The sequence below is a fragment of the Psychroserpens mesophilus genome, assembly GCF_050617655.1.
In the GTDB taxonomy this organism is placed as follows: domain Bacteria; phylum Bacteroidota; class Bacteroidia; order Flavobacteriales; family Flavobacteriaceae; genus Psychroserpens; species Psychroserpens mesophilus_A.
Map to the genome: position 1 here is coordinate 149704 of NZ_JBODQC010000004.1, position 21704 is coordinate 171407.

Consider the following 21704-nt stretch of genomic DNA (forward strand, 5'->3'; position numbering starts at 1 on the left):
TCGTCTTTCTTAAAGTTTAAAAAGCAATTAGCTATTTGCTTTTTTTCGTTTTCGCCATTTATTAAAACCTAACCAGCCAAATAATAATATTAAGAAAGGAATGAGGTAAGATGTCGCTTTTCCGCTTCCACCAACAGTTGTAAACCAACGTTCCCAACGCGGATTTTTAAGTCCGTCCCAACTCATCCAAATAAAGACAGGTTTGCCAACAACATGATCAAAAGGCACATATCCCCAAGCTCTGGCATCAATAGAATTGTTTCTGTTGTCTCCCATCATCCAGTAATAATCTTGTTTAAATGTATAGGAGTCAGCAGGTGTTCCATTAATTAAAATCTGATTGCCATTTACGGTGAGTGAATTGCGTTCATATTCTGAAATCAATCTTCTGTACAAGGGTAAAACGTCCAAATTTAAGTCAATTGTTGCGCCTTTTTTAGGTATATAAATTGGACCGAAGTTGTCATAGTTCCAAGGATATTGTGGATCTCTCGGAAAAAGATTTTTGTCAGTACCTTCGGGAGTAACACGTCTCGTAATACTTGCAAAATAGGGATTGTTTTTGGCTTTTTCGACAGATGCTTCCGTTGCCTGAACTACAATAGATCCATCTTCTACTTGATATGGATTATCAGTGATGTCATAGCGTTTTAAAGCTTCAAGAACTTGCTGGCCAGTATAGTTTCCTTTCAATTCAATATCGTATGCAAATTGTAGTTTTGCTCTATCAGGTAATTCATTTTTCTTCCCATTGATGTATACATAACCATCAATTACTTCCAGAGAGTCACCTGGTATGCCAACACAGCGTTTTACCAAATTCGTTTTCTTATCTATAGGCTTGTAATAGTTTCGATCTGGATTGAAATCATTCATGTCTAGTAACGTGTCTGCTGGCTGATTAAAGACGACAATATCATTACGTTCAATATTTTCAAAACATGGTAATCTCATATAAGGCAGTTGGAGTTTGTTTTTCCAAGAGCTGTTTCTTTTTTCGAAGCGATCATCAAATAAATATGACTTTTTATTGAGCACAGGAATAGTGTCATGAACCATTGGAGCTGCAACAGTCGTCATCGGTATTCTGGCTCCATAATGAAATTTGCTCACAAAAAGGAAATCACCAACCAACAAGGATTTTTCTAATGACGAACTAGGAATTGTAAACGGCTGAATAAAATACGTATGAACAATAGTAGCAGCAACTATAGCAAATAAAATAGAACTTACCCAGTCTCCAGAACTTGATTTAGGATGTAAATCTCTATTTTCTACATACGAAACGTCTGCAGCATAGTTGAGATAAAAATTGTAAAACCCTAAAGTTATAATTGCTAAAAAGGTATCTTGGTAGGTGTTTTTTCCAAAACTTCTTGCGGTTTCCACCCAAACTACAGGAAGCATGATAAGATTAACTATAGGTACAAATAGTAAGATGGTCCACCACCAAGGTCTGTTGATGATTTTCATTAAAATCACAGAATTATAGACAGGTACAAAAGCTTCCCAGGCTTGTCGTCCGGCTTTAACGTAGAGTTTCCATGTTCCAAGTCCGTGAATAATCTGTATTATCAAGATGAAAATTAACCACTGTGTTATCGTCATAATATATTGTTTGAGTTGTTGGTTGAAAAATATCTTAAAACGTTACTTTTAAATTACATATTAACCAATGTTTAACACATCTTTCATAGTGTAAACACCCATTTTGTCATGAATCCATTCAGCAGCAATTACAGCACCAAGCGCAAAACCTTCTCTGCTATGCGCAGTGTGTTTTATAGTAATAGTATCTACTTCAGATTCATAATTGATTTCGTGTGTTCCAGAAACATTTTCAATTCGTTTTGCTAAAATACCAATCTCTTTTGGTTTAGGTGTCTCAAGTGTCCAGTTTTTATAATCCGATTGATGAATAATTTCTTCAGCTAGTGTAATTGCGGTACCACTTGGTGCATCTAGTTTTTGTGTATGGTGTATTTCTTCAATACTAACGTTGTATTGAGGCAACTCATTCATCAATTTTGCCAAAGTTTTATTCACCTCAAAAAAAATATTAACACCTAAACTGAAATTAGAAGCATATAAGAATGTTCCTTTATTTTCTTTACAAAGCGATACAATATCATTATATTTTTCCAGCCATCCTGTAGTTCCTGAAATGACAGGTGTATGTTGAAGAATAGAATTACTAATATTTTCAAACGCAGAAGATGGTACACTAAAATCTATAGCAACGTCAACATTGTCAAGTGAGTACTTTTGGGTGTCTTTAGAAACCTTTAAAGTGATTTGGTGCCCTCTTTTAAGGGCAACCTTCTCAATTGCCTTTCCCATCTTTCCGTAGCCCAATAACGCAATGTTCATGGTTTAGAATTTAAAGTTGAGTGTGAGTCCTAAGTCTGAAGAATTCTCCATTTCATTATATTGAAAATGAGGTTTTATGGCTAAATTTTGATCCACATTGTATTGTAATAAATGGGCATCAACATTAGCATCCAAAATATTTAATGCATATAAACCAATGGTGATCAACAGAGATAGTTCTTTACGGCGTTTTAGAGTTTGTTGAGCATTGATAAGGCCTTCATCGCTAACTCCAGGAAATGCTCCAGAAGCAGCACTGTTTCCTGCTAAACGACTTTTATATTCATTTCTGTAACGGTCGTATTCTTTATCGTTAGAAACATAAAAATAGACACCAGTACCAATAGCAGCATAAACGATAGGGATTTTCCAATATTTCTTATTATAAGCTTGCCCTAAACCAGGTAAAACAGCCGAATAAAAAGCGGCTTTTGAAGGAGCAAGAATATTAATTGGTTGACGAGGAATCGTATCCATAACAATCATCAGGTCGTTTTCAACCTTTAAAGTGTCACTCTCTTTGTTGTTTTGGGCTAGAGAATTAAGACCCATAAACAAAAAGAAACCAATGATATAGAGATGCTTATTTAGCACTTTGAACGAGTTTTTTTATCCGATTAAAATCTTCTTCTGAATGAAATGGAATTGTGATTTGCCCTTTACCATTCTTGGATACTTTAACGTTGATTTTGTGACCAAAGTATTCTGAAAACTCTTTTACGCCTTTTTTTATATACTTTGGTAACTCTTCGTTTTTTGTAGGTTTTACAGTATTGGTATTATGAAAATTTTTCACTAATTGTTCTGTAGCTCTAACAGACAATTTATCGGTAATTATTTTTTCATAAATATCAAGTTGCGTGCTTTGGTCTTCAATGTTAATAATAGCTCTGCCATGTCCCATAGAAATAAAACCATCGCGCATGCCTGTTTGAATAATTGGATCTAGCTTTAGTAAACGTAAATAGTTGGCTATAGTTGAGCGTTTTTTACCAACACGCTCACTCATTTGCTCTTGAGTTAATTGAATTTCGTCAATTAAACGTTGGTAAGAGAGGGCAATTTCAATAGGATCTAAGTCTTGTCTCTGGATATTTTCAACCAAAGCCATTTCAAGGGATTCCTGATCGTTTGCAATTCGTATGTAAGCAGGAATCGTTTGTAACCCGATTAATTTAGAAGCTCTAAAACGACGTTCACCAGATACCAATTGAAACTTGTTGAAATCTAATTTTCTAACTGTTATGGGCTGAATAACACCAAGTTCTCGTATTGAAGAAGCTAATTCTCTTAAGGTTTCTTCATTGAAATTAGTTCGAGGTTGAAACGGATTGATTTCAATAGCTTCAACGTCAAGCTCCACAATGTTACCTATGATTGTGTCGGCATTTTTATCTTTAACAGAATTGATATCGTTAGAAGGATCCTTCAGTAATGCTGAAAGTCCTCTGCCTAAAGCTTGTTTTTTTGTTGCTTTCGCCATTATGCGTTCTTATTAATAATTTCTTTGGCCAAACTTAAATAATTTGAAGCTCCTTTACTGCTTACATCATATTTAATAATACTTTCACCATAACTTGGTGCTTCACCTAAACGAACATTACGCTGTATGATGGTTTCAAAAACCATATCACTAAAGTGTTTTTGTACTTCTTCAACGACCTGATTAGATAAACGTAAACGTTGATCAAACATTGTGAGAAGCATGCCTTCAATGTCTAAATCTTTATTGTGAATTTTTTGAACACTTTTTACAGTGTTTAATAACTTACCAAGACCTTCAAGAGCAAAATACTCACATTGAATAGGTATAATTACAGAATCTGAAGCCGTTAGTGCATTTAAAGTTAGTAACCCTAAGGAAGGTGCACAATCTATTAAGATGTAATCGTAAGTTGTTTTTAAATGTGATATTGCTTTTTTGAGCATGTATTCACGTTCATCTTTATCGACCAATTCAATTTCAATAGCCACTAAGTCTATGTGAGCAGGAATGATATCCACATTTGGTGAATTGGTTTTTACGATACAGTCTTCAGCAGAAGCAGTATGTTCAAGCAATTGGTAGGATCCAGTTTCAACACTTTCAACATCTATTCCTAGACCAGAAGTTGCATTAGCTTGTGGATCTGCATCAATAAGCAACACTTTTTTTTCTAATACACCTAGAGAAGCTGCAAGGTTTACGGAGGTTGTTGTTTTTCCAACACCACCTTTTTGATTGGCAATTGCAATGATTTTACCCATTAATTGATTTGGTTTTTATGAAGTGTAAAAATACGATTATTTGCGACTATTGGAAACGGAAGTTGTTAACAGTTGTTTATATATTTAAAGGTTTAAGTATAAAAAAACCACTTTAAAAATTCAATTTTTAAAGTGGTTAAGAATGTGCTATTTAAAAATTATTTTTCAGGATTATGAATTCCTAGAATATATCCATTAGTCAAGTATTTTTTAGCAACGTTTTGTAAGTCGGCAACAGTTAAATCATTAACACTTTTTTCAAAGTCAAACACTTTTAAAGCATCTCGACCTTCGTAATCTACATCTTTTAATGTGTTTAGCCAGAATCTATTTTGTTTCATATCTTCTTTGTGGTCAAGTATTTGAGCTTCTTTGACTTTGTCTAAATCTTTTTGACTAGGTCCTTCGGTAATTAGCTTTTCTACTTCAGCTAAGGCTGCAGTTTTTAATTTATCCACATTTTCAGGTCCGCAAGGGAAACTAATGTTAAAACGATACCAGCCGTAAGGCATCTTGCTTATATTGGCATTTGCACCAGCACCATAAACACCACCTTCTTCTTCTCTAAGTTTTTCAATGAGTTTAATAGATAGTACTTCGGCTAAGCTTTTAAATGCATGTGCTTCTTTAGCATCGTATTCAGTTGGTCCATGATATGTAATTCTAACGGAACTTTTAGGGTCTTCACCTTTTTCAATAACTTTTTCATGCATTCCTGTGATAGGTCTAAAATCACTTACTTTATACATTTCATTAGAATTTGTAGAAGGTAAACTCGCTAAGTATTTCATGCTGAATTCGGCTAGTTTATTCTCATCAATATTTCCTACAAAATAGAAATGGAAATCTCCAGCGTCAGCAAAACGTTCTTGGTATTTCTTGTATGCAAGGTCATAATTGGCTTCGTCCATTTTTTCTGGAGTAGGAAAACCTGTATATCTTGGGTTTTCACCATACATGAATTCTCCCATTTTTACAGAAAAATAGGTCTGCGGATTAGACATCATATTTCCAAGAAATGATTTTTGTTTTTCGATAAAGGATTTAAACGCCTTTTCGTCTTTATTAAGTGCCGTAAAATGAAGGTGTATTAGTTGAAATAATTCTTCTAAATCTTTAGGAGTTGCGCTTCCAGACATGCCTTCACTGTAAGTACTGATGCTTGGTCTTACTCGAACAATTTTACCAGACATCATTTTAGATAGTTCTGTTTTGTCAAATCCGTTTACGCCAGCTTCAGCTAAACCACCATTGGCATTTACGGTTGCAAGGTACTCCTCATCAGAATATAATGAGTTTCCACCAAAGCTAAAGGAGTCAAATAAGACTTCATCGTTTTTAAAATCTGTAACCTTGTAGGTTACTTTTGCACCATTGCTTAAGATTAAAGTGGTAGTGCCTAGTTTCTCATTAATTTTGTAATCTGTGATGGTTCCTGTTTCTGGAAGTTTTGTGATTAAAGATTCAGCAACATCTTTATCTTCATAAGGTTCCAATTTAGAGTTTTTTACAGTTTCTAAAAGTGTGTGCACTTCAGCTTCAGTAACTTTTGTCATCCCTTCTTTTTCTGGGCCAGTAAGAACGATAACTCTATTGTCATCTTTAATATAGCTGGATATCAATGCATTTATCTCATCTAAACCAATCGTTGGAAGTTGTTCTTTGTAAAAATTATATTCCCATTCAATTCCAGGCATAGGCTCATTTTCTAAAAAGTGTCTTACGTATTCGCCAATCACTCGGTTGGATTCCATTTTGTCATTATCCTTATACATCTTTTCCATTCTAGCAATGATATCTTTCTTTGCACGTTCTAATTCACCTTTGAAAAAACCATGTTGTTTCACACGTTCATTTTCTTCTAACAATGTTTTTAATGCTGTCATTTGACCAGATTCACTTGACATTGCAAATGATTGATAAGCATTTTTAGTTCGTGCATAGGTGCCACCATAACCGCTAGACCCAAAAACAAAAGGAGGATTTTCACTGTTTCTCAGTTCTTCTAAACGATTATTTATCATTTGAGAGAATAAGCCTTGAACAATTGATTTTCTGTATTCTCCAAGCGTTACATCTGCTTTAGACTCATCTCTGTCTTTAAACATTACCTGAATTTGAGAAAAAGAAGCTTCCTTATCGGTTTCAATAGCTATAAATGTTTCTTTATGATTAGGAAGGTCAAAAACAGGTCTTGGTTTTGGGTTTTTGGCTGCAGGAATTTTACCGAAATGCTCTTTTATTTTAGCTTCAAGAGTTGCTACATCTACATCACCTACAGCCATTACAGCCATTAGGTCTGGTCTGTACCAATCCTTATAGTAGCGTCTGATGCTTTCATGTTTAAACGTTTCTAAATTTTCTTTAGTACCTATTGGAAGGCGCTCTGCATATTTAGAACCATATAGAACTTTGGGCAAATATCGTTGCATCATACGTTCATCGGCTCCTTTTCCCAATCTGTATTCTTCAAGAACAACACCTCTTTCATTATCAATTTCTTCGTCAGTTAAAAGGGCATTATGTGCCCAGTCTTCTATAATTTGAAATCCTTTTTCAAGCTTTTCTGGATCATCACTCGGAATCGGAAGTATGTATACTGTTTCGTCAAAACTGGTATAGGCATTTAAGTGTGCTCCAAATTTAACACCAATGCCTTGTAGGTAATCTACGAGTTCATTTTTCTTGAAGTTTTTGGTGCCATTAAAATTCATATGCTCCATAAAATGAGCAAGACCAAGTTGGTCTTCATCTTCTAAGATAGAACCTGCATTAACTACTAGTCTAAGTTCTACCTTGTTTTCTGGTTTACCATTATTTTTAATGTAGTAGGTGAGTCCGTTGCTTAATTTGCCCATTTTAACTTCTGGGTTAAAGGGGATTTTCTCTTTAGTATTTAGAGTTGTAGTCTTGTTTAAGACTTCTTGAGCTTGAAAATGAAATGAGAATGTTAGCATTAGGAGTGTGATTCCGAATGCATAGCGTGATAGTTTTTGCATTTTTTTGAGAGTTTTGTGGATTAAAAAATAGTTGTTAATCAAATATAACTAAAAATTTAGTTGAAAATTGTATGGTGTGCTATTTTTCTTTCTTTAAGCTCTAAATATACTTTATAAATAATTGTTTATGTGTGTGTTGGCTGTAAATTAACTTTTGATAATGAAGGTTGAGGTGTTCAATCAACATCTTTTATGAAGTTAAAACGGATGTGTTTAGAATTTTGGGTTATTTAGATATGTTTACTCAATTAAAATCTCTAAGATTTTTATGGCAGCATCGCTAATTTTAGTACCAGGACCAAAAACAGCAACTGCACCTGCATCAAATAAATATTGGTAATCTTGTTTAGGAATAACACCTCCAACAATAACTATAATATCTTCGCGACCAAAGTTTTTGAGTTCTTCAATAACTTGAGGAACCAGTGTTTTATGACCAGCAGCTAGTGAAGAAACGCCTAAAATATGTACGTCATTTTCTACGGCCTGCTTAGCCGCTTCTTTTGGTGTTTGAAATAATGGCCCTATGTCTACATCAAAGCCAACATCAGCATAACCAGTAGCTACTACTTTGGCGCCTCTATCATGACCATCTTGTCCCATTTTAGCTATCATAATACGAGGTCTTCGACCATCTTGTTCAGCAAACTTATCAGCAAGTTCTCTTGCTTTTTGGAAACTGTTATCATCTTTAATTTCTTTACTATACACGCCTGAAAATGATTTAATTTGAGCTTTATATCTGCCAAATTCGACTTCTAAAGCATCACTAATTTCTCCTAAAGTTGCTCTGTTACGAGCAGCATCTACAGCTAAAGCTAATAAATTTTCTTTTCCTGTTTGAGCAGCTTCTGTTAATTTTTTAAGCGATTGCTTAACGACTTCCGTGTTTCTAGAGGCTTTAATCTCGTTTAAACGCTTTATTTGTCCGTTTCTAACCGTTTGATTGTCGACCTCTAGTGTTGAGATAGGATCTTCCTCTTCCAAGCGGTATTTGTTAACACCAACAATAATATCTTGGCCAGAATCGATTCTTGCTTGTTTACGAGCTGCAGCTTCTTCTATTCTTAATTTTGGAATTCCAGCCTCAATAGCTTTAGTCATTCCGCCAAGTTCTTCAACTTCTTCAATGAGTGACCATGCTTTGTGAGCGATATCGTGTGTTAGTTTTTCAACATAGTAGCTTCCAGCCCAAGGGTCAACAGTTTTGGTAATGTAAGTTTCTTCCTGTAAGAATATTTGTGTATTTCTGGCTATTCTAGCTGAAAAATCTGTAGGTAAAGCGATAGCTTCATCTAAAGCATTAGTATGTAAGCTTTGCGTGCCTCCAAAGGCAGCAGCAGCGGCTTCAATAGTTGTTCGTGCCACATTGTTAAAAGGGTCTTGTTCGGTTAAACTCCATCCCGAAGTTTGGCAATGCGTTCGTAAAGCCAGTGATTTTTGATTCTTGGGATTAAACTGACTCACGAGTTTTGCCCATAACATACGAGCGGCTCGCATTTTAGCAATTTCCATAAAATGATTCATGCCAATAGCCCAAAAGAAAGAGAGGCGAGGTGCAAAGGTGTCGATGTCCATTCCGGCTTCAAGTCCTTTTTTTATGTATTCTAAACCGTCGGCTAAAGTGTAAGCTAATTCAATATCACAAGTTGCTCCAGCTTCCTGCATATGATAGCCAGAAATACTGATGCTGTTGAATTTTGGCATATTCTGACTTGTATATTCAAAAATATCAGAAATGATTTTCATGGATGGTGTAGGAGGATAGATGTACGTATTTCTCACCATAAACTCTTTTAGTATATCATTTTGAATGGTACCTGCCAATTGTTCAGGTTTTACACCTTGTTCTTCTGCAGCAACTATATAAAATGCCATAATTGGTAAAACTGCACCATTCATGGTCATTGAAACCGACATTTTATCTAATGGAATCTGGTCGAAGAGGATTTTCATATCCTCAACCGAATCTATTGCAACACCAGCTTTACCAACATCGCCAACAACACGCTCATGATCAGAATCATAACCTCTATGTGTTGCTAAATCGAATGCTACAGACAGTCCTTTTTGTCCAGCAGCAAGATTGCGTCTGTAAAACGCATTACTGTCTTCGGCAGTTGAAAAACCAGCATATTGTCTGATTGTCCAAGGTCGTCGAACATACATAGTAGAGTATGGACCTCTCAGGTTAGGAGTAATACCAGCAACAAAATTTAAGTGTTCTAGGCTTTCAATATCTGCTTTAGAATATGTTGATTTTACATTGATGTCTTCTGCAGTATGAAAATCATTATGAGTTTCATCAGCTTTGTGATTTGACTTTTGGTCTAATTTGATATGTTGAATGTTCTTTCTTTTCATTTAAATAGATGTCATCTTCTAATCATGATTATGTCCAGCATGCGGATCATTCTTTTCTTTGAGTTTTGCGTCTGAGGTTTTTTCTTGTTTTTTTGATAAATCCACGTCTGACAATTTTGAGTAATACAACTCAAGCGCAACAAATGTTGCTAAATATTTATCAGTGTTAAGTCTGTTGCTCTTTGTTAAGAGTACATCTTTTAACATTCTTATACTCATGCTGTTGGTTTCTAGCAAGGCATTAAAAGTCGTTTTTAAATCTTTGTCACTTATGTTTTCTCCAATGCAGTTAAATATATCGTGCTTGTAATTTAGGGATAGCTTATTATTTTTAATAATCCATAAACCTTCAATGTTTTTAAGAGCTTCAAAAACATCAATAGAATGCTGATTAGAGATGTTATTATAATTTGCTGTGTTATTTGCGCTTTCTTTTAAAAACATGCGGTAAGCAGAATACAGGTTTGTATTTTCATTGGTATAGTGTTCGACTAAATTAGCTTCAAAATTATAAACAGCTTCATTGAGTAACTTTGAGTTATCGTTACCACAAGTGATAAGTGCAGGATCATTAGAATACTTAAATGTTAATTTTGGTTTGGGTTCTTTACAATTGACAAGAATCAAACATATTACAAAACAAATTAATCGTGATTTCATTATATTAGTTTTTAGTTTTTTTCGTTTTCTAATCTTTTGTAGTCCAGTTTATTTGATATTCTTTTTTTAAGTATAGGTTCAATAATTGTTTTGACTGGATTTGTTTTTAAAAAGGGATATAATTCTATTTCATGATGCATTATATCTTCCTTATTTGGATGCTTGTTTGTGCCTAATAAAACAAGTTTGCCTTCATCAAATTGCATTTGTTCTTTCGTAGCACTCTCTTTAATCTTTCTTTGAATTGTTCCTTCTTTGAGCTGATTTAAAAATCCGCCATTTGCTTCAATATCTTTAAATAGTTCTAAAGCTTTTTCAGAAATTTGAGATGTTAACGATTCAATATAATAGGTGCCATCAGCTGGATTATTTACTTTATCGAAATAACTTTCATGCTTTAATATGAGCAATTGATTACGAGCAATGCGCTCGCTAAACTCATTGTCTTTATGGTATACAGCATCATATGCTAGGTTATTTATCGTATTTGCACCACCAAGAATAGCACTCATGCATTCCGTTGTGGTTCGAAGCATATTTGTATTATAATCATAAATGGTTTTGTTGCGTATAGAAGGCGTTACGAAAATATGGCATTCAGTATTAACGCCATATTCTGAAGCTAAATTTCTCCAAAGAACTCTTAAGGCTCTAAGCTTTGCAATTTCGAAAAAATAGTTTGTGCCAACAGATACGTTAAAAATAACTTTCAATTGTTTTTTTCTGTCTTTATCAAATGATTCATCATCAAAATGATTTAAATATTCGTTTACATGTGCAAGTGCATAGCCCAATTGCTGTATGATGTTTGCACCTGCATTTTGATAAACCGATACGTTAACCGTTAAAGTTTTAGTGTTAGAAACAATAGCGTCAAATTGATTGTGGTCTTCTTTTAGATTAGAAAACCAATTTCCAGATTTAGTAAGGTTTCCTATAATATCAGTATTGATATAAACCGAGCGATTAGGTTGAATGTGGCTGTTTATTTGCTTTACAAATTCAGGAGATAAAAACTGTAACTCAAAATAAATGCTAGTTTCTACTGCGTTTATATTTTGAAGGAGTTTTTCAAGAGAGGTTTCTTCTGAAGGAATTACAAATTTTATGGCTTCAGCACCTCTGGAAATAGCATCTAAAGCTTTAGTGTTTGATTTTTCAGCATTAGCGACAAAAATGGTTTGACAAATTTTAAATACTTTAGCTTTAGAAGCTGAAACTTCTTGAAGTTGATCAAATTCATCTCTGTGATAAAATGGTTTTACGTCAATACCTTCGTTGGTTTGCCATATAAGTGTGTCGTTGTAATCGGCACCTTTTAAATCTACCTGTATTTTTTGTTTCCATTGTTTTGAAGAAATCTCAGGAAACTGTTTAAATAATGATTCACTCATCGTTAGTCGTTTTTAGGCTGTCTTCATATTCAATGATATATATGTCTTCATTCTCTTTTTTCATATAATATTTTTCACGAGCCAGTTTTTCAATACCATCATCTGTACTGAGCTCTTTGATGGCTTTTTTGTCTTTTTCAATCTCTTTATTGTAATATTCTTTTTCATTTTCTAGATCACTAATATCCTCGTTTAGTTCATGATGAATTAATAAGGAGTTAGAATCAATAAACAGCATCCATACAGCGAATACTATAAAGATGATTACAAATATGTTTTTGAGATACTTAATCATTAATTGAGTTTTTCGTTAATGATGGTTTTTACTATATCAACTGCAACAGTATTGTATTTGTTGTTTGGAATAATAATGTCGGCATATTCTTTCATGGGCTCAATAAACTGCTGATGCATAGGTTTTAATGTATTTTGATAGCGAGATAATACTTCATCAATGTCTCTTCCTCGTTCTGAAATATCTCGTTTTAATCTTCTTATGAGTCGTTCATCACTATCAGCATGTACAAATATTTTAATATCAAACATTTCTCTTAGCTCAGGATTTGTTAAAATTAAAATACCTTCAACAATCATTACTTTTCTTGGTAGTGTTTTGATAATATCGCCTGTTCTGTTATGTTTTACGAACGAATAAACAGGTTGATCTATAGCATGTCCCATTCTAAGATCTTTTAAATGCGATTCTAGCAATTCGAAATCTATAGATCTAGGATGATCAAAATTAATTTTAACGCGTTCATCATAACTTAGATGCGAGGTGTCTTTATAGTATGAATCTTGAGAAATGATACCAACTTCTCCTTCAGGAAGTTCATTTAATATTTGATTTACTACTGTGGTTTTACCACATCCAGTTCCACCAGCAATACCTATGATGAGCATAATTAAGTTTTAGATTGTAGCAACAAATTTAATTATTTATAGGCAGTTTATAGCGTAATTTTTGAAACTTCTTTTTAGTTTAAAACTCTTGCGGTACTTTTTATTCTTTAATGAGCTTAACTATGCCTAAGTTTTCAATTCCAACGTAAATATAACCATCAGGTCCTTGATTTACAGACCTTACGCGACCAAGTCCATCTAATAAGCGCTCTTCTTTAATGACTTTACCGTTTTTAATATAGCAATTGTCTAAATACTGAAATTTCAAAGAGCCAATTAGAAGATTGCCTTTCCAGTCTTTATACTTATCGCTAGAAATAAATTCCATTCCACTTGGTGCAATAGATGGATCCCAATAGTGCAAGGGTTGTTCCATGCCTTCTTTTTTAGTAAGGTCTGTAAAACTTGTTCCGCTATAATTAACTCCATAACTAATAACTGGCCAACCATAGTTTTTACCTGATTTAATAATGTTGATTTCATCACCACCTCTCGGACCATGCTCATGAGTCCATATCTCTCTGGTTTCTGGATGAATAACCATGCCTTGAGGATTACGGTGACCATAGGAATAAATCGCTTGTTTAGCATTGGTTTCATTTACAAAAGGGTTGTTGTTGGGAATGCGTCCATCATCGTGCAAACGATATACTTTTCCACCATCTCGAGTGATATCTTGTGGGTTTACATCGCGTTCTCCACGTTCACCTATGGTGAAGTAAAGGTAGCCTTGATCATCGAAAACAATTCTTGATCCAAAATGCTGACCTTTTGTTGTGTTTGGTGATGCCTTATATAATACTTGTTTATCAATTAGCGAGTTGTCTTTAAGTTTTGCTCTCATTAGAGCAGTATGACCTCCTTTATTGTCTCCTTCAGAAGATGCATAGGTAAAATACACCCAACCATTTTCAGAATAATCAGGATGTAATACAATGTCTAAAAGTCCACCTTGTCCACGATTATAAACTTCAGGAACATTTTTAATATCAGTTTTTCTTCCATTTTTAAAATGAATGATTTTACCCTCTTTCTCTGTTATAAGCATGGATTCGTCTGGAAGGAATGTAAAACCCCAAGGGTTCTTCAGATCTTTTACTATCACTTCATAAGAGTGTTCTGTGTTGATGGGGTTTTTGTCTTGAGCACAGGCTAAAACAGTAGAAAGCGCTATGAATATCAGGATTTTATTTTTAAATGTCATAAAAACGGCTTTTGAGTTTAAATTTAATAAAAAAATGTATCTGTTTTTAAAGAAAAGCTATATATTTGCAGTCCAATTTTGGAAAGCGTATTGTTTACTTTTCAAAATTTAGATAACCATTTCGGAGTGTAGCGTAGCCCGGTTATCGCGCCGCGTTTGGGACGCGGAGGTCGCAGGTTCGAATCCTGCCACTCCGACTACCAAAATCCAATCACTAGATAGTGATTGGATTTTTTGTTTACAGCAAATCGAAGTTTGCTTCAAGGTTTCAAAGAAATAAAAAAAAACAAAGGAGTTACCAGCTTAGATTTTGATGAGCATTTCTCTCAGTTTAGTATAGCAGAGCTGTTCTTTTCTCTCTGGTTAAAAAACCTAAGCTGTTTTATAACGCTTTCATTTAATAGGCTATTGACGTTAAGTTTTTCTTAAAATAATAAGAAAAACAGATGTAAATTCTCTTAAAAGTCATGTAATTAATAGGTTTGCAACTTATTAAAATAAAAAACAATAAGATTTATGAGTCAAGTAAAACAAAACGACACTGTAAGAGTACACTATACCGGAAAATTAAAAGATGGACAAGTCTTTGATAGTTCTGAAGATCGCGAACCTCTGGAGTTTACCTTAGGTCAAGGGATGTTAATTCCAGGATTTGAAAAAGCAGTTATCGATATGAAAGTGAATGATAAGAAAACTGTTGACATACCTGTAGAAGATGCATATGGAGACGTTAATAAAGATTTATTTCATAAAGTTGAAAAAGCGCAATTGCCAGAAACGATTAAACCTGAAGTTGGTGTGGGATTGGTGTCAAAAGATGCTAATGGTAATGAACATCAATTTAGAATTGCGGAAGTAAAGGAAGATCATATTATTGTTGATGGAAACCATCCTTTAGCTGGTCGTGAGTTAATTTTTGACTTAGAATTAGTTGAGATTAAATAAAATGAATCCTATTAACTAAAAACTAGCCTGAGTTTGATACTCAGGCTTTTTTTGTAAAGTATTATGTTTAAAGTTTTCTAATTAGGTTTGGTTTCCAATTTAGTTGACTTTCATTGTGACAAACTTATTTTATTTCAATCGATTTGATAGATAAATTAACCTTCTTACTGGTAAGTAAAATATATACCTGAAGCCACAACACCAATTATTAATAAGACTAAAACGACAATAACAAATGTTGATACGCTTTTAGTTTTTTCGTCCTTTTGTAAAATATAGTCTCTTCTTTTTTCGTCTTCTTCTTTTATAAATTTCATGTTTTTATTTTTATTTATTAATGTAAACTGTTTTTTTGTTAGTAAATTCTAAAATCCCTTCCCTAGATAGTTCTCTTCCGTAGCCTGAAGCTTTTATGCCTCCAAAAGGCAATCTTGGATCTGATTTTACCATCTCGTTGATAAAAAAAGCTCCATCTTCAATATTTAATATTCTATTGGTAGCGTCTTCAATATCTTCGGTAAAAACCATAGTGCCTAAACCAAATTTTGAATTATTAGCAACGTCATACGCTTCATCCTTATTTTTAACTTTTACAATAGCAGCTACAGGACCAAATGTTTCTTCGTCAAATACAGGCATACCAGAAGATACATTTGTAATAATGGTTGGTTGATAATATGTATTATCTATTTGATTACCATAGTGGATTAAAGCACCTTTACCAACAGACTTATCTACTTGTTCTTTTAAAATATCTGCTAAATCCTGACGTGCTAATACTCCAATTTCTGTGTCTTTTTCTAAGGGATTACCAGATTTTAACGCTTTAACTTTGGAAGTAAACCTTTCTATAAACTCATCATATATTCCTTTGGTTACAATAAATCGTTTGGCCGCAATGCAACTTTGACCTGTATTTTGCATACGAGCTTTGACAATGATATCTATATATTTATCTAAATTGGCATCATCTAGAATGATGCAAGCATTATTACCTCCTAATTCGAGAACCGTCTTTTTTAAGTGCTTTCCTGCGATTTCGGCAATTTTTTGTCCAGCTTTTTCACTACCTGTTAATGATATGGCTTTGATTCTATTATCTTCTATAAGTTTTTCAATTGAATCGTGATTTGTTACCAGCGTTTGAAAACAGCCTTCTGGATATCCAGATGATTTAAGTAAATCTTCAATTAATAGCGCACATCCAGTAACGTTTGAAGCATGCTTTAACAAAATTGTATTACCAGCTGTTAATGTTGGCACAGCAAACCTCATCACTTGCCAAAACGGATAATTCCAAGGCATGATACCTAGTATTGTTCCTAAAGGATCATAACTTATAAAACTTTCATGAGCTTCCGTTTCAATAAGTTCATCAGACAACAACTGTTCTGCATTTTTGATGTAAAAATCACACAACAATATGCACTTTTCAATTTCTGCTTTGCTTTCAGTAATTGGTTTCCCCATTTCCTGAGTCATTAATAGTGCATACTTTTCTTGATTAATTGATAGTCTGTCTGCCACCTTATTTAAACATTCAATTCTATAAGAGATTGATTCTTGTTTCCAGTCATCATATGCTTTTTTAGACTTAGAAACCTTGTTATTTAATTCTTCATTGCTCAATAAAGTATAAGTGTGCAAAGATTCCGAATTGTAAGGATTAGTGGTTTTGATTGTATTTGACATTTTTAATTTAAATATAGATTTGATTTGTTTTGCTGATTAACTCATATAGAAAAAGTATTAACGTTTATAATGGTTTCGGTTTACGTTAATAATGATATCTATTGCGTCAATGTAATTGATGCTTTTATGAGATATTTGTATTGAATTAATAATTTAAAACATACAATTATGGCTAAAGATAGTAATACAATTATTGGAATATTGGCAGGAACTGCTATTGGAGCAACATTAGGAATTTTGTTTGCACCAGATAAAGGAAGTAAGACGAGAAAGCGTATAGCTGATGAAGCAGCCTTACAAAAAGAAAGATTAGCATCTACTGCAGGCGATATCAAAGATCGAGTCGTTACAGAAGCTGAACTTATGAAAGATAAAGTAGCTTCAACAGTTGGAGCTAAAAAACAAACTTTAGACGAGCAATTAGACCATTTAGTTACTGACGCGAGTTATAAGGCAGATGATGTCATTTCAAAGTTGGAACTAAAATTAAAACAATTGAAAGAAAAGAATAAAAAGTACCATAATGGTGCTGGAACCAAAGCAACATCTTAATAGATGACTGTATTTGAATCTTTAAATAGAACTACAGACAAAGCCACCGAAAAAGCTGAGAAATATATTAAGACTTCTCAAGAGTATTTTAGGTTGAAAGTTTTTCAACAAATTACTCTATCGTTGAGTTTGATATTAAAATTGGTAATTATTGGTGGACTAGCAATGCTTTCCATAGTATTTATTGCTGTATCGGCTGCAATAGCTATAGGTGAAGCACTGGGAAATATGCCAGTTGGCTACCTGATTGTTGGTGGAATATTTTTGACAATCGCTGTGATAGCCTATTTTATTAGGCATTTGATTGATAAAAAAATCATTACATCAATTTCAGATAAATTTTTTGATTAATAAACACAAATGAAACACTATAGAACGTTTAACGAAATAGAATATGATCTCAAACGACTAAATCTTGAAAGACAAATTGCCTTTGAGGAGCTTAAGGGTATAAGAAGCGATGTTAAAGAAGATTTAAAACCGTTGCATTGGTTGCAAACAGTTCTGAAGTACGTAACTAAATACGGTTCTTTTCTGTTGCTAAAAAAAATAGTTAAATAATTAGTTCTTTATTGAATACATTCCAAGGCACAGGTAATATTTATCTGTGCTTTTTTATGTGAATGTGTTAAGAGACTATTAAACAAGTTAAATATCATTTTAAATGAGCAAAATGGTTTAAGTGGCTAATGGTATATTGCTACTGACTTTAAAATGTAAAAATTACATAGTTATTAACTAATTTAAAATTTAAATATTATGAAAATGAATAAAATAGGAATTAGCTTGTTTTTAGCTGTACTAATGATGAGTTGCAACGTAAACCAAAAAAAGGAAGCTGAATTACCTGAAGTGGATGTTGATGTGTCTGCTGAAGAAGGACAATTACCAACATATGATGTTAATTGGGCTGATGTAAACGTAGGAACTACAACTAAAACAATGGAAATACCAAAAGTTGTTGTGGTTATGGAAGAAGAAGAAGTAGAAGTACCTTACATAGATGTCGATATGCCTAACGATGAAGATGGTAATGAAAAGGTTGAACGCAGTATCGTTATTGAAGCAGAAGTTACCGACAATGAACACGAACTGAACATCAAAGAAGTGTGGGCAGCAAACAATAATTTATATGTAATTTCTGAGCTTAAAGAATTAGATCAGACCATTGGTGATAAAAAAATGAGAGTATCTGATCAACTGACTTTAAATGCAAGAGACTTAAATGTTAAGCATTATATCGTTGGAGAAAGACCAGATAGAGTTTTCAATACTCAACATGATTATGTCAACAGTATGAATGACTTGAAAAACAAATTAGATGGTGATTATAAGGTTATTTACTCTAAATAATTTATTGTAATAGTTATCACCTTTTAATTGAACCTCAATCAAATTACGATTGAGGTTTTTTTATATCCAATTTGTACTTTATAAATTAGCTCGAACCTTCCTTTTATTAAGAAACAGACTCTTCTGCCATTAGATTGTTTAAGGCATTTTTTCTATAGTCATTGGGAGTTACACCATATTTTTGTTTAAAAATTTTTGAAAAATAACTTCTGCTAGTAAATCCGATACTATACACCACCTGAGATACGTTTAAGTCTGCATTTCTCATCAATTCTCGAGCAGCTTCTAATCGAATATGTCTTACATACTCTGTTACGGTTCTGGTGTACAAAAACTTAAACCCGTCTTGAAGCTTAGCTTGTGATAAACCAGACTCTAAAGACAATTGATCAAGGGAATAATGGTATGATGGTTTTTTTATAATTTTAAGACCTAAGCGTCTAATGATTTTTAATTCGTTCTTAGATAACGACGTTGGTAACTGAATGCCTTTATAAAATTTATTATGCTGCTGGATATGAAGTGATAGCATTTCATAGACAAGAGCTTCCACTTTTAAGGTCTTTACCATTCCTTTAGATTTGATTTTTTTCATCTTTTTAATGAAATCTGCCATTCTTAGGTTGAGAGAACCATAGTGAGAAAACCTGTTGTCGTGATCTGTATCGACAAAAATATCATAAAGCCTCTTGTTCAATAAAGATGCATTTGTGGTTCTTTTTTTTAGAAAATTCTTTCTGACAATCTGTATGACATTAATCTCTAATTTTTCGTTTTTTGGAAAATGGATATAATTACATCCTCCGGTTTTATTTGTGAATATTAGAGAATGAAATTTTTCAACAAGCTTTTCTTCATTATTTATACCAAAACGATGTTTAAAACTTCCGTTATAATTGTAAATAAATCGAATTGGGTTAAAATCATCAGCCTCAATCTTGAGAACAAACTCTTTTGAAAACTTAATGTCAAAATCAATAACGTTTACGCCCCAATCAAATGGTATAGATTTTATAGTTCCAAATGCATTTTCGTTATTGAGCTTAAGACTGTACTCATTCCATTTTTCAGTAATTTCACCTCCTAAAGCATCATTTATTTGATTGAGAAAATCTAAAGGGTTCTCTGCGGAAATTTCAATTTCTAACATGATTGGATGGTTAAATAGTTACTTATTGAATGACATATCACAAATTGATATTATTGTAAAAATAAAATTCTTTTTAAAGACTAAATACATATTAGTGATTTTTTTAATACAATACCATAAATCGTTGACTTTAATGTAGGTAAACAAACAGCTTTGATTCTTTTTAAGTCAATTTTTTTCTAGATACAGCACTTAATAGCTGTCACATATCATTAATTTTGTTTCAGATTCTTATTATAAGATACTTCAATTATAATAAAAATTGGTTGGTTAGGCCTCAGTAGTCATTTTGGTTGCTGAGGTTTTTTTAACAAAAGATATTATAAATCAAATTATTAATCATTAAATACTCAACATTATGAACATTTTTGAAGCTATTAGAAAAGATCACGACATTCAAAGAAATCTATTAGATAAACTCATTAATACATCTGGTGATACAGACAAACGTGATGTGATTTTTAATTCTCTAAAAAAAGAACTTCAGATACACGCAGATGCTGAAGAACGTCATTATTATAAGCCGTTAATTGATAGCGACTTAATGCAAGATAAAGCAAGACATGGTATAGCAGAGCATCATGAGATAGATGAACTCGTTGAGCAATTAGAAGACACAGATTACGACTCATCAGCCTGGTTGAAAATTGCTAAAAATCTTAAAGAAAAGGTGGAGCATCATTTAGAAGATGAAGAGCATAAATTTTTTCAGCTTTCTGGTAAGGTCTTATCTGAAAAACAAAAGGAAGCATTAGCAAATTCATATTCTAAATATATGAAATCTCACAGATAATTTTTATGAGTGTGCAAAAACTCAGTTCAACATTACTTAAAAAGATTGATGACAATCCTGAATCTGTAATGCATCAGTTTGATTTGGTCTATGTAAAAAGTGATCAGCTTTCAATTGAAAGAAAAAAATTTGGAAAAACAATGGAATTTGACAGACTAGAAAGCGAAAGTGAACGGAAAAAATATTTTAAAAGGGTTTGATTTAGTAGCTAAAGAATTGGGAAACTCTAGGAATGTCTGTCGAAAGTATTATGTGCATCCAATTTTGGTTAAATCTTATAATGATGATACGTTACACAATGTTTTTACTAAAATGGAAACCACATCTGAAGTTAATGAACTCTTGACACCTACAGAAGCTTCCGTTATAAAAATACTTAAAGATTATAAACCATTAATTTAGATAAAAACGACCTGGTAAATGAATAGGGTTAATCTTTATATCAATAGCACAAATTACAAGATGGTGATGTAATTATCTTTGGGATAAGGTTAGTTTCAAAAACTAATACTTACAAGGATGTAAATCGATAGGCATCATAAGCAAACTGTCGTCTAATTAAACACATACATACAATGAGTACATACACAGAAGAAGTAGGAAAAAAACTAAATAGTTTACTTGAAAAGACATACGATGCAGAAAAAGGTTTTAAGAAAGCAGCAGAAAATGTAGAACATGCAGCACTAAAATCTTACTTTAACGAAAAGGCGCAAGAACGATATAATTTTGGACATGAATTGAAATCGGAATTGGTGTCGTTCAATCAAGATATTGATAAAGGAGGAAGCCTAACTGGTCAAGCTCACAGAGCCTGGATGGATGTAAAATCTTTATTCTCGGCAGACGATGAAGAATCTATGCTAGAAGAAGCTATCAGAGGTGAAAAATCAGCTATAGAAGAGTATCAGGATGTTTTAAATGAAACAACGTTGCCTACCTCAACTAAGTCTTTATTAGCATCTCAAAAAAACACCATAGAGTATGGACTTTCAAATATTAAAAAATTGGAAGACTTGAGATAATCATCTACATACAAATTTGTTAAAAAGCGTCTTGTTCAAGGCGCTTTTTTGTA

24 protein-coding genes and 1 tRNA gene are annotated in these 21704 nt (G+C 33.1%); 10 read left to right on the forward strand and 15 right to left on the reverse strand.

Annotated features, from left to right (window positions below; all coding sequences use genetic code 11):
* Positions 1–27 precede the first annotated feature (27 nt).
* From lepB to ACRHNM_RS09400, 12 genes are all read right to left on the reverse strand, one after another.
* Positions 28–1608, reverse strand: a complete 1581-nt coding sequence (gene lepB / locus ACRHNM_RS09345) for a signal peptidase I (protein ID WP_431135901.1) — start codon at positions 1606–1608, stop codon at positions 28–30.
* 60 nt (positions 1609–1668) lie between these two features.
* Positions 1669–2370, reverse strand: coding sequence for a 4-hydroxy-tetrahydrodipicolinate reductase (gene dapB, locus ACRHNM_RS09350; protein ID WP_431135903.1), 702 nt, complete (start codon positions 2368–2370; stop codon positions 1669–1671).
* A 3-nt stretch (positions 2371–2373) separates the two neighbouring features.
* On the reverse strand, positions 2374–2964 hold the full coding sequence (locus ACRHNM_RS09355; protein WP_431135905.1) for a DUF5683 domain-containing protein: 591 nt from the start codon (positions 2962–2964) through the stop codon (positions 2374–2376).
* Positions 2954–3853, reverse strand: a complete 900-nt coding sequence (locus ACRHNM_RS09360; RefSeq protein WP_431135907.1) for a ParB/RepB/Spo0J family partition protein — start codon at positions 3851–3853, stop codon at positions 2954–2956. The genes ACRHNM_RS09355 and ACRHNM_RS09360 overlap by 11 nt, the downstream gene beginning before the upstream one ends.
* Positions 3853–4617, reverse strand: coding sequence for a ParA family protein (locus tag ACRHNM_RS09365; protein ID WP_431135909.1), 765 nt, complete (start codon positions 4615–4617; stop codon positions 3853–3855). Before ACRHNM_RS09365 ends, ACRHNM_RS09360 begins: the two co-directional genes overlap by 1 nt.
* Positions 4618–4775: 158 nt before the next feature.
* A complete protein-coding gene (locus ACRHNM_RS09370) occupies positions 4776–7616 on the reverse strand; it encodes a M16 family metallopeptidase (RefSeq protein WP_431135911.1) in 2841 nt (946 codons plus the stop codon).
* Positions 7617–7856: 240 nt separating this feature from the next.
* Positions 7857–9980 carry a methylmalonyl-CoA mutase gene (scpA, locus tag ACRHNM_RS09375; protein ID WP_431135913.1) on the reverse strand — a complete coding sequence of 708 codons (2124 nt, stop codon included), beginning with the start codon at positions 9978–9980 and terminating at the stop codon, positions 7857–7859.
* 18 nt (positions 9981–9998) lie between these two features.
* A complete protein-coding gene (locus tag ACRHNM_RS09380; protein ID WP_431135915.1) occupies positions 9999–10640 on the reverse strand; it encodes a hypothetical protein in 642 nt (213 codons plus the stop codon).
* A gap of 11 nt (positions 10641–10651) precedes the next feature.
* The gene (locus tag ACRHNM_RS09385; RefSeq protein WP_431135917.1) at positions 10652–12034 is read right to left on the reverse strand and encodes a methylmalonyl-CoA mutase subunit beta; all 1383 of its coding nucleotides are present in this window, start codon (positions 12032–12034) and stop codon (positions 10652–10654) included.
* Positions 12027–12329, reverse strand: coding sequence for an FtsB family cell division protein (locus tag ACRHNM_RS09390; protein ID WP_431135919.1), 303 nt, complete (start codon positions 12327–12329; stop codon positions 12027–12029). Before ACRHNM_RS09390 ends, ACRHNM_RS09385 begins: the two co-directional genes overlap by 8 nt.
* The gene (udk, locus tag ACRHNM_RS09395) at positions 12329–12937 is read right to left on the reverse strand and encodes a uridine kinase (RefSeq protein ID WP_431135921.1); all 609 of its coding nucleotides are present in this window, start codon (positions 12935–12937) and stop codon (positions 12329–12331) included. The genes ACRHNM_RS09390 and udk overlap by 1 nt, the downstream gene beginning before the upstream one ends.
* A gap of 100 nt (positions 12938–13037) precedes the next feature.
* Entirely contained in the window at positions 13038–14141 is a 1104-nt protein-coding gene (locus ACRHNM_RS09400; protein ID WP_431135923.1) for a PQQ-dependent sugar dehydrogenase, read from the reverse strand.
* A 122-nt stretch (positions 14142–14263) separates the two neighbouring features.
* On the opposite strand from ACRHNM_RS09400, the gene ACRHNM_RS09405 reads away from it, so the two are divergent.
* Both ACRHNM_RS09405 and ACRHNM_RS09410 read left to right on the forward strand, forming a co-directional pair.
* Positions 14264–14338: transfer RNA gene (locus ACRHNM_RS09405), tRNA-Pro, on the forward strand.
* Between the two features lie 319 nt (positions 14339–14657).
* Positions 14658–15086, forward strand: a complete 429-nt coding sequence (locus ACRHNM_RS09410; RefSeq protein WP_431135925.1) for an FKBP-type peptidyl-prolyl cis-trans isomerase — start codon at positions 14658–14660, stop codon at positions 15084–15086.
* A 164-nt stretch (positions 15087–15250) separates the two neighbouring features.
* On the opposite strand, the gene ACRHNM_RS09415 is transcribed toward ACRHNM_RS09410, so the two are convergent.
* Positions 15251–15403: a hypothetical protein gene (locus ACRHNM_RS09415; RefSeq protein ID WP_431135927.1), complete on the reverse strand. Its 153-nt coding sequence runs from the start codon at positions 15401–15403 to the stop codon at positions 15251–15253.
* A 10-nt stretch (positions 15404–15413) separates the two neighbouring features.
* Positions 15414–16778, reverse strand: a complete 1365-nt coding sequence (locus tag ACRHNM_RS09420; RefSeq protein WP_431135928.1) for an NAD-dependent succinate-semialdehyde dehydrogenase — start codon at positions 16776–16778, stop codon at positions 15414–15416.
* A gap of 168 nt (positions 16779–16946) precedes the next feature.
* Here ACRHNM_RS09420 and ACRHNM_RS09425 point away from each other — a divergent pair, with 168 nt between their 5' ends.
* From ACRHNM_RS09425 to ACRHNM_RS09440, 4 genes are all read left to right on the forward strand, one after another.
* Positions 16947–17330: a YtxH domain-containing protein gene (locus tag ACRHNM_RS09425; protein WP_431135930.1), complete on the forward strand. Its 384-nt coding sequence runs from the start codon at positions 16947–16949 to the stop codon at positions 17328–17330.
* A gap of 3 nt (positions 17331–17333) precedes the next feature.
* A complete protein-coding gene (locus ACRHNM_RS09430) occupies positions 17334–17681 on the forward strand; it encodes a hypothetical protein (protein ID WP_431135932.1) in 348 nt (115 codons plus the stop codon).
* A 9-nt stretch (positions 17682–17690) separates the two neighbouring features.
* Complete coding sequence (locus tag ACRHNM_RS09435; protein ID WP_431135934.1) at positions 17691–17891, forward strand: hypothetical protein; 201 nt, start codon at positions 17691–17693, stop codon at positions 17889–17891.
* 204 nt (positions 17892–18095) lie between these two features.
* Positions 18096–18683, forward strand: coding sequence for a hypothetical protein (locus tag ACRHNM_RS09440; protein WP_431135936.1), 588 nt, complete (start codon positions 18096–18098; stop codon positions 18681–18683).
* Positions 18684–18789: 106 nt separating this feature from the next.
* Here ACRHNM_RS09440 and ACRHNM_RS09445 read toward each other — a convergent pair whose 3' ends face one another.
* Entirely contained in the window at positions 18790–19833 is a 1044-nt protein-coding gene (locus ACRHNM_RS09445) for a helix-turn-helix transcriptional regulator (protein WP_431135937.1), read from the reverse strand.
* Positions 19834–20191: 358 nt separating this feature from the next.
* Here ACRHNM_RS09445 and ACRHNM_RS09450 point away from each other — a divergent pair, with 358 nt between their 5' ends.
* From ACRHNM_RS09450 to ACRHNM_RS09465, 4 genes are all read left to right on the forward strand, one after another.
* Positions 20192–20626: a hemerythrin domain-containing protein gene (locus tag ACRHNM_RS09450; RefSeq protein ID WP_431135939.1), complete on the forward strand. Its 435-nt coding sequence runs from the start codon at positions 20192–20194 to the stop codon at positions 20624–20626.
* Positions 20627–20631: 5 nt separating this feature from the next.
* Positions 20632–20826, forward strand: coding sequence for a hypothetical protein (locus ACRHNM_RS09455; protein ID WP_431135942.1), 195 nt, complete (start codon positions 20632–20634; stop codon positions 20824–20826).
* On the forward strand, positions 20795–21028 hold the full coding sequence (locus ACRHNM_RS09460) for a hypothetical protein (RefSeq protein WP_431135944.1): 234 nt from the start codon (positions 20795–20797) through the stop codon (positions 21026–21028). The genes ACRHNM_RS09455 and ACRHNM_RS09460 overlap by 32 nt, the downstream gene beginning before the upstream one ends.
* Before the next feature lie 173 nt (positions 21029–21201).
* Entirely contained in the window at positions 21202–21651 is a 450-nt protein-coding gene (locus ACRHNM_RS09465; protein ID WP_431135946.1) for a ferritin-like domain-containing protein, read from the forward strand.
* The last annotated feature ends 53 nt before the right edge of the window (positions 21652–21704 follow it).

What these genes read in the sequence shown, in the direction of transcription:
- lepB (WP_431135901.1), bottom strand. Translation starts at nt 1,608, where the DNA reads ATGACGATAACACAGTGGTTAATTTTCATCTTGATAATACAGATTATT.
- dapB (WP_431135903.1), bottom strand. Translation starts at nt 2,370, where the DNA reads ATGAACATTGCGTTATTGGGCTACGGAAAGATGGGAAAGGCAATTGAG.
- ACRHNM_RS09360 (WP_431135907.1), bottom strand. Translation starts at nt 3,853, where the DNA reads ATGGCGAAAGCAACAAAAAAACAAGCTTTAGGCAGAGGACTTTCAGCA.
- ACRHNM_RS09365 (WP_431135909.1), bottom strand. Translation starts at nt 4,617, where the DNA reads ATGGGTAAAATCATTGCAATTGCCAATCAAAAAGGTGGTGTTGGAAAA.
- ACRHNM_RS09370 (WP_431135911.1), bottom strand. Translation starts at nt 7,616, where the DNA reads ATGCAAAAACTATCACGCTATGCATTCGGAATCACACTCCTAATGCTA.
- scpA (WP_431135913.1), bottom strand. Translation starts at nt 9,980, where the DNA reads ATGAAAAGAAAGAACATTCAACATATCAAATTAGACCAAAAGTCAAAT.
- ACRHNM_RS09380 (WP_431135915.1), bottom strand. Translation starts at nt 10,640, where the DNA reads ATGAAATCACGATTAATTTGTTTTGTAATATGTTTGATTCTTGTCAAT.
- ACRHNM_RS09385 (WP_431135917.1), bottom strand. Translation starts at nt 12,034, where the DNA reads ATGAGTGAATCATTATTTAAACAGTTTCCTGAGATTTCTTCAAAACAA.
- ACRHNM_RS09390 (WP_431135919.1), bottom strand. Translation starts at nt 12,329, where the DNA reads ATGATTAAGTATCTCAAAAACATATTTGTAATCATCTTTATAGTATTC.
- udk (WP_431135921.1), bottom strand. Translation starts at nt 12,937, where the DNA reads ATGCTCATCATAGGTATTGCTGGTGGAACTGGATGTGGTAAAACCACA.
- ACRHNM_RS09400 (WP_431135923.1), bottom strand. Translation starts at nt 14,141, where the DNA reads ATGACATTTAAAAATAAAATCCTGATATTCATAGCGCTTTCTACTGTT.
- ACRHNM_RS09410 (WP_431135925.1), top strand. Translation starts at nt 14,658, where the DNA reads ATGAGTCAAGTAAAACAAAACGACACTGTAAGAGTACACTATACCGGA.
- ACRHNM_RS09415 (WP_431135927.1), bottom strand. Translation starts at nt 15,403, where the DNA reads ATGAAATTTATAAAAGAAGAAGACGAAAAAAGAAGAGACTATATTTTA.
- ACRHNM_RS09420 (WP_431135928.1), bottom strand. Translation starts at nt 16,778, where the DNA reads ATGTCAAATACAATCAAAACCACTAATCCTTACAATTCGGAATCTTTG.
- ACRHNM_RS09425 (WP_431135930.1), top strand. Translation starts at nt 16,947, where the DNA reads ATGGCTAAAGATAGTAATACAATTATTGGAATATTGGCAGGAACTGCT.
- ACRHNM_RS09430 (WP_431135932.1), top strand. Translation starts at nt 17,334, where the DNA reads ATGACTGTATTTGAATCTTTAAATAGAACTACAGACAAAGCCACCGAA.
- ACRHNM_RS09435 (WP_431135934.1), top strand. Translation starts at nt 17,691, where the DNA reads ATGAAACACTATAGAACGTTTAACGAAATAGAATATGATCTCAAACGA.
- ACRHNM_RS09440 (WP_431135936.1), top strand. Translation starts at nt 18,096, where the DNA reads ATGAATAAAATAGGAATTAGCTTGTTTTTAGCTGTACTAATGATGAGT.
- ACRHNM_RS09445 (WP_431135937.1), bottom strand. Translation starts at nt 19,833, where the DNA reads ATGTTAGAAATTGAAATTTCCGCAGAGAACCCTTTAGATTTTCTCAAT.
- ACRHNM_RS09450 (WP_431135939.1), top strand. Translation starts at nt 20,192, where the DNA reads ATGAACATTTTTGAAGCTATTAGAAAAGATCACGACATTCAAAGAAAT.
- ACRHNM_RS09455 (WP_431135942.1), top strand. Translation starts at nt 20,632, where the DNA reads ATGAGTGTGCAAAAACTCAGTTCAACATTACTTAAAAAGATTGATGAC.
- ACRHNM_RS09465 (WP_431135946.1), top strand. Translation starts at nt 21,202, where the DNA reads ATGAGTACATACACAGAAGAAGTAGGAAAAAAACTAAATAGTTTACTT.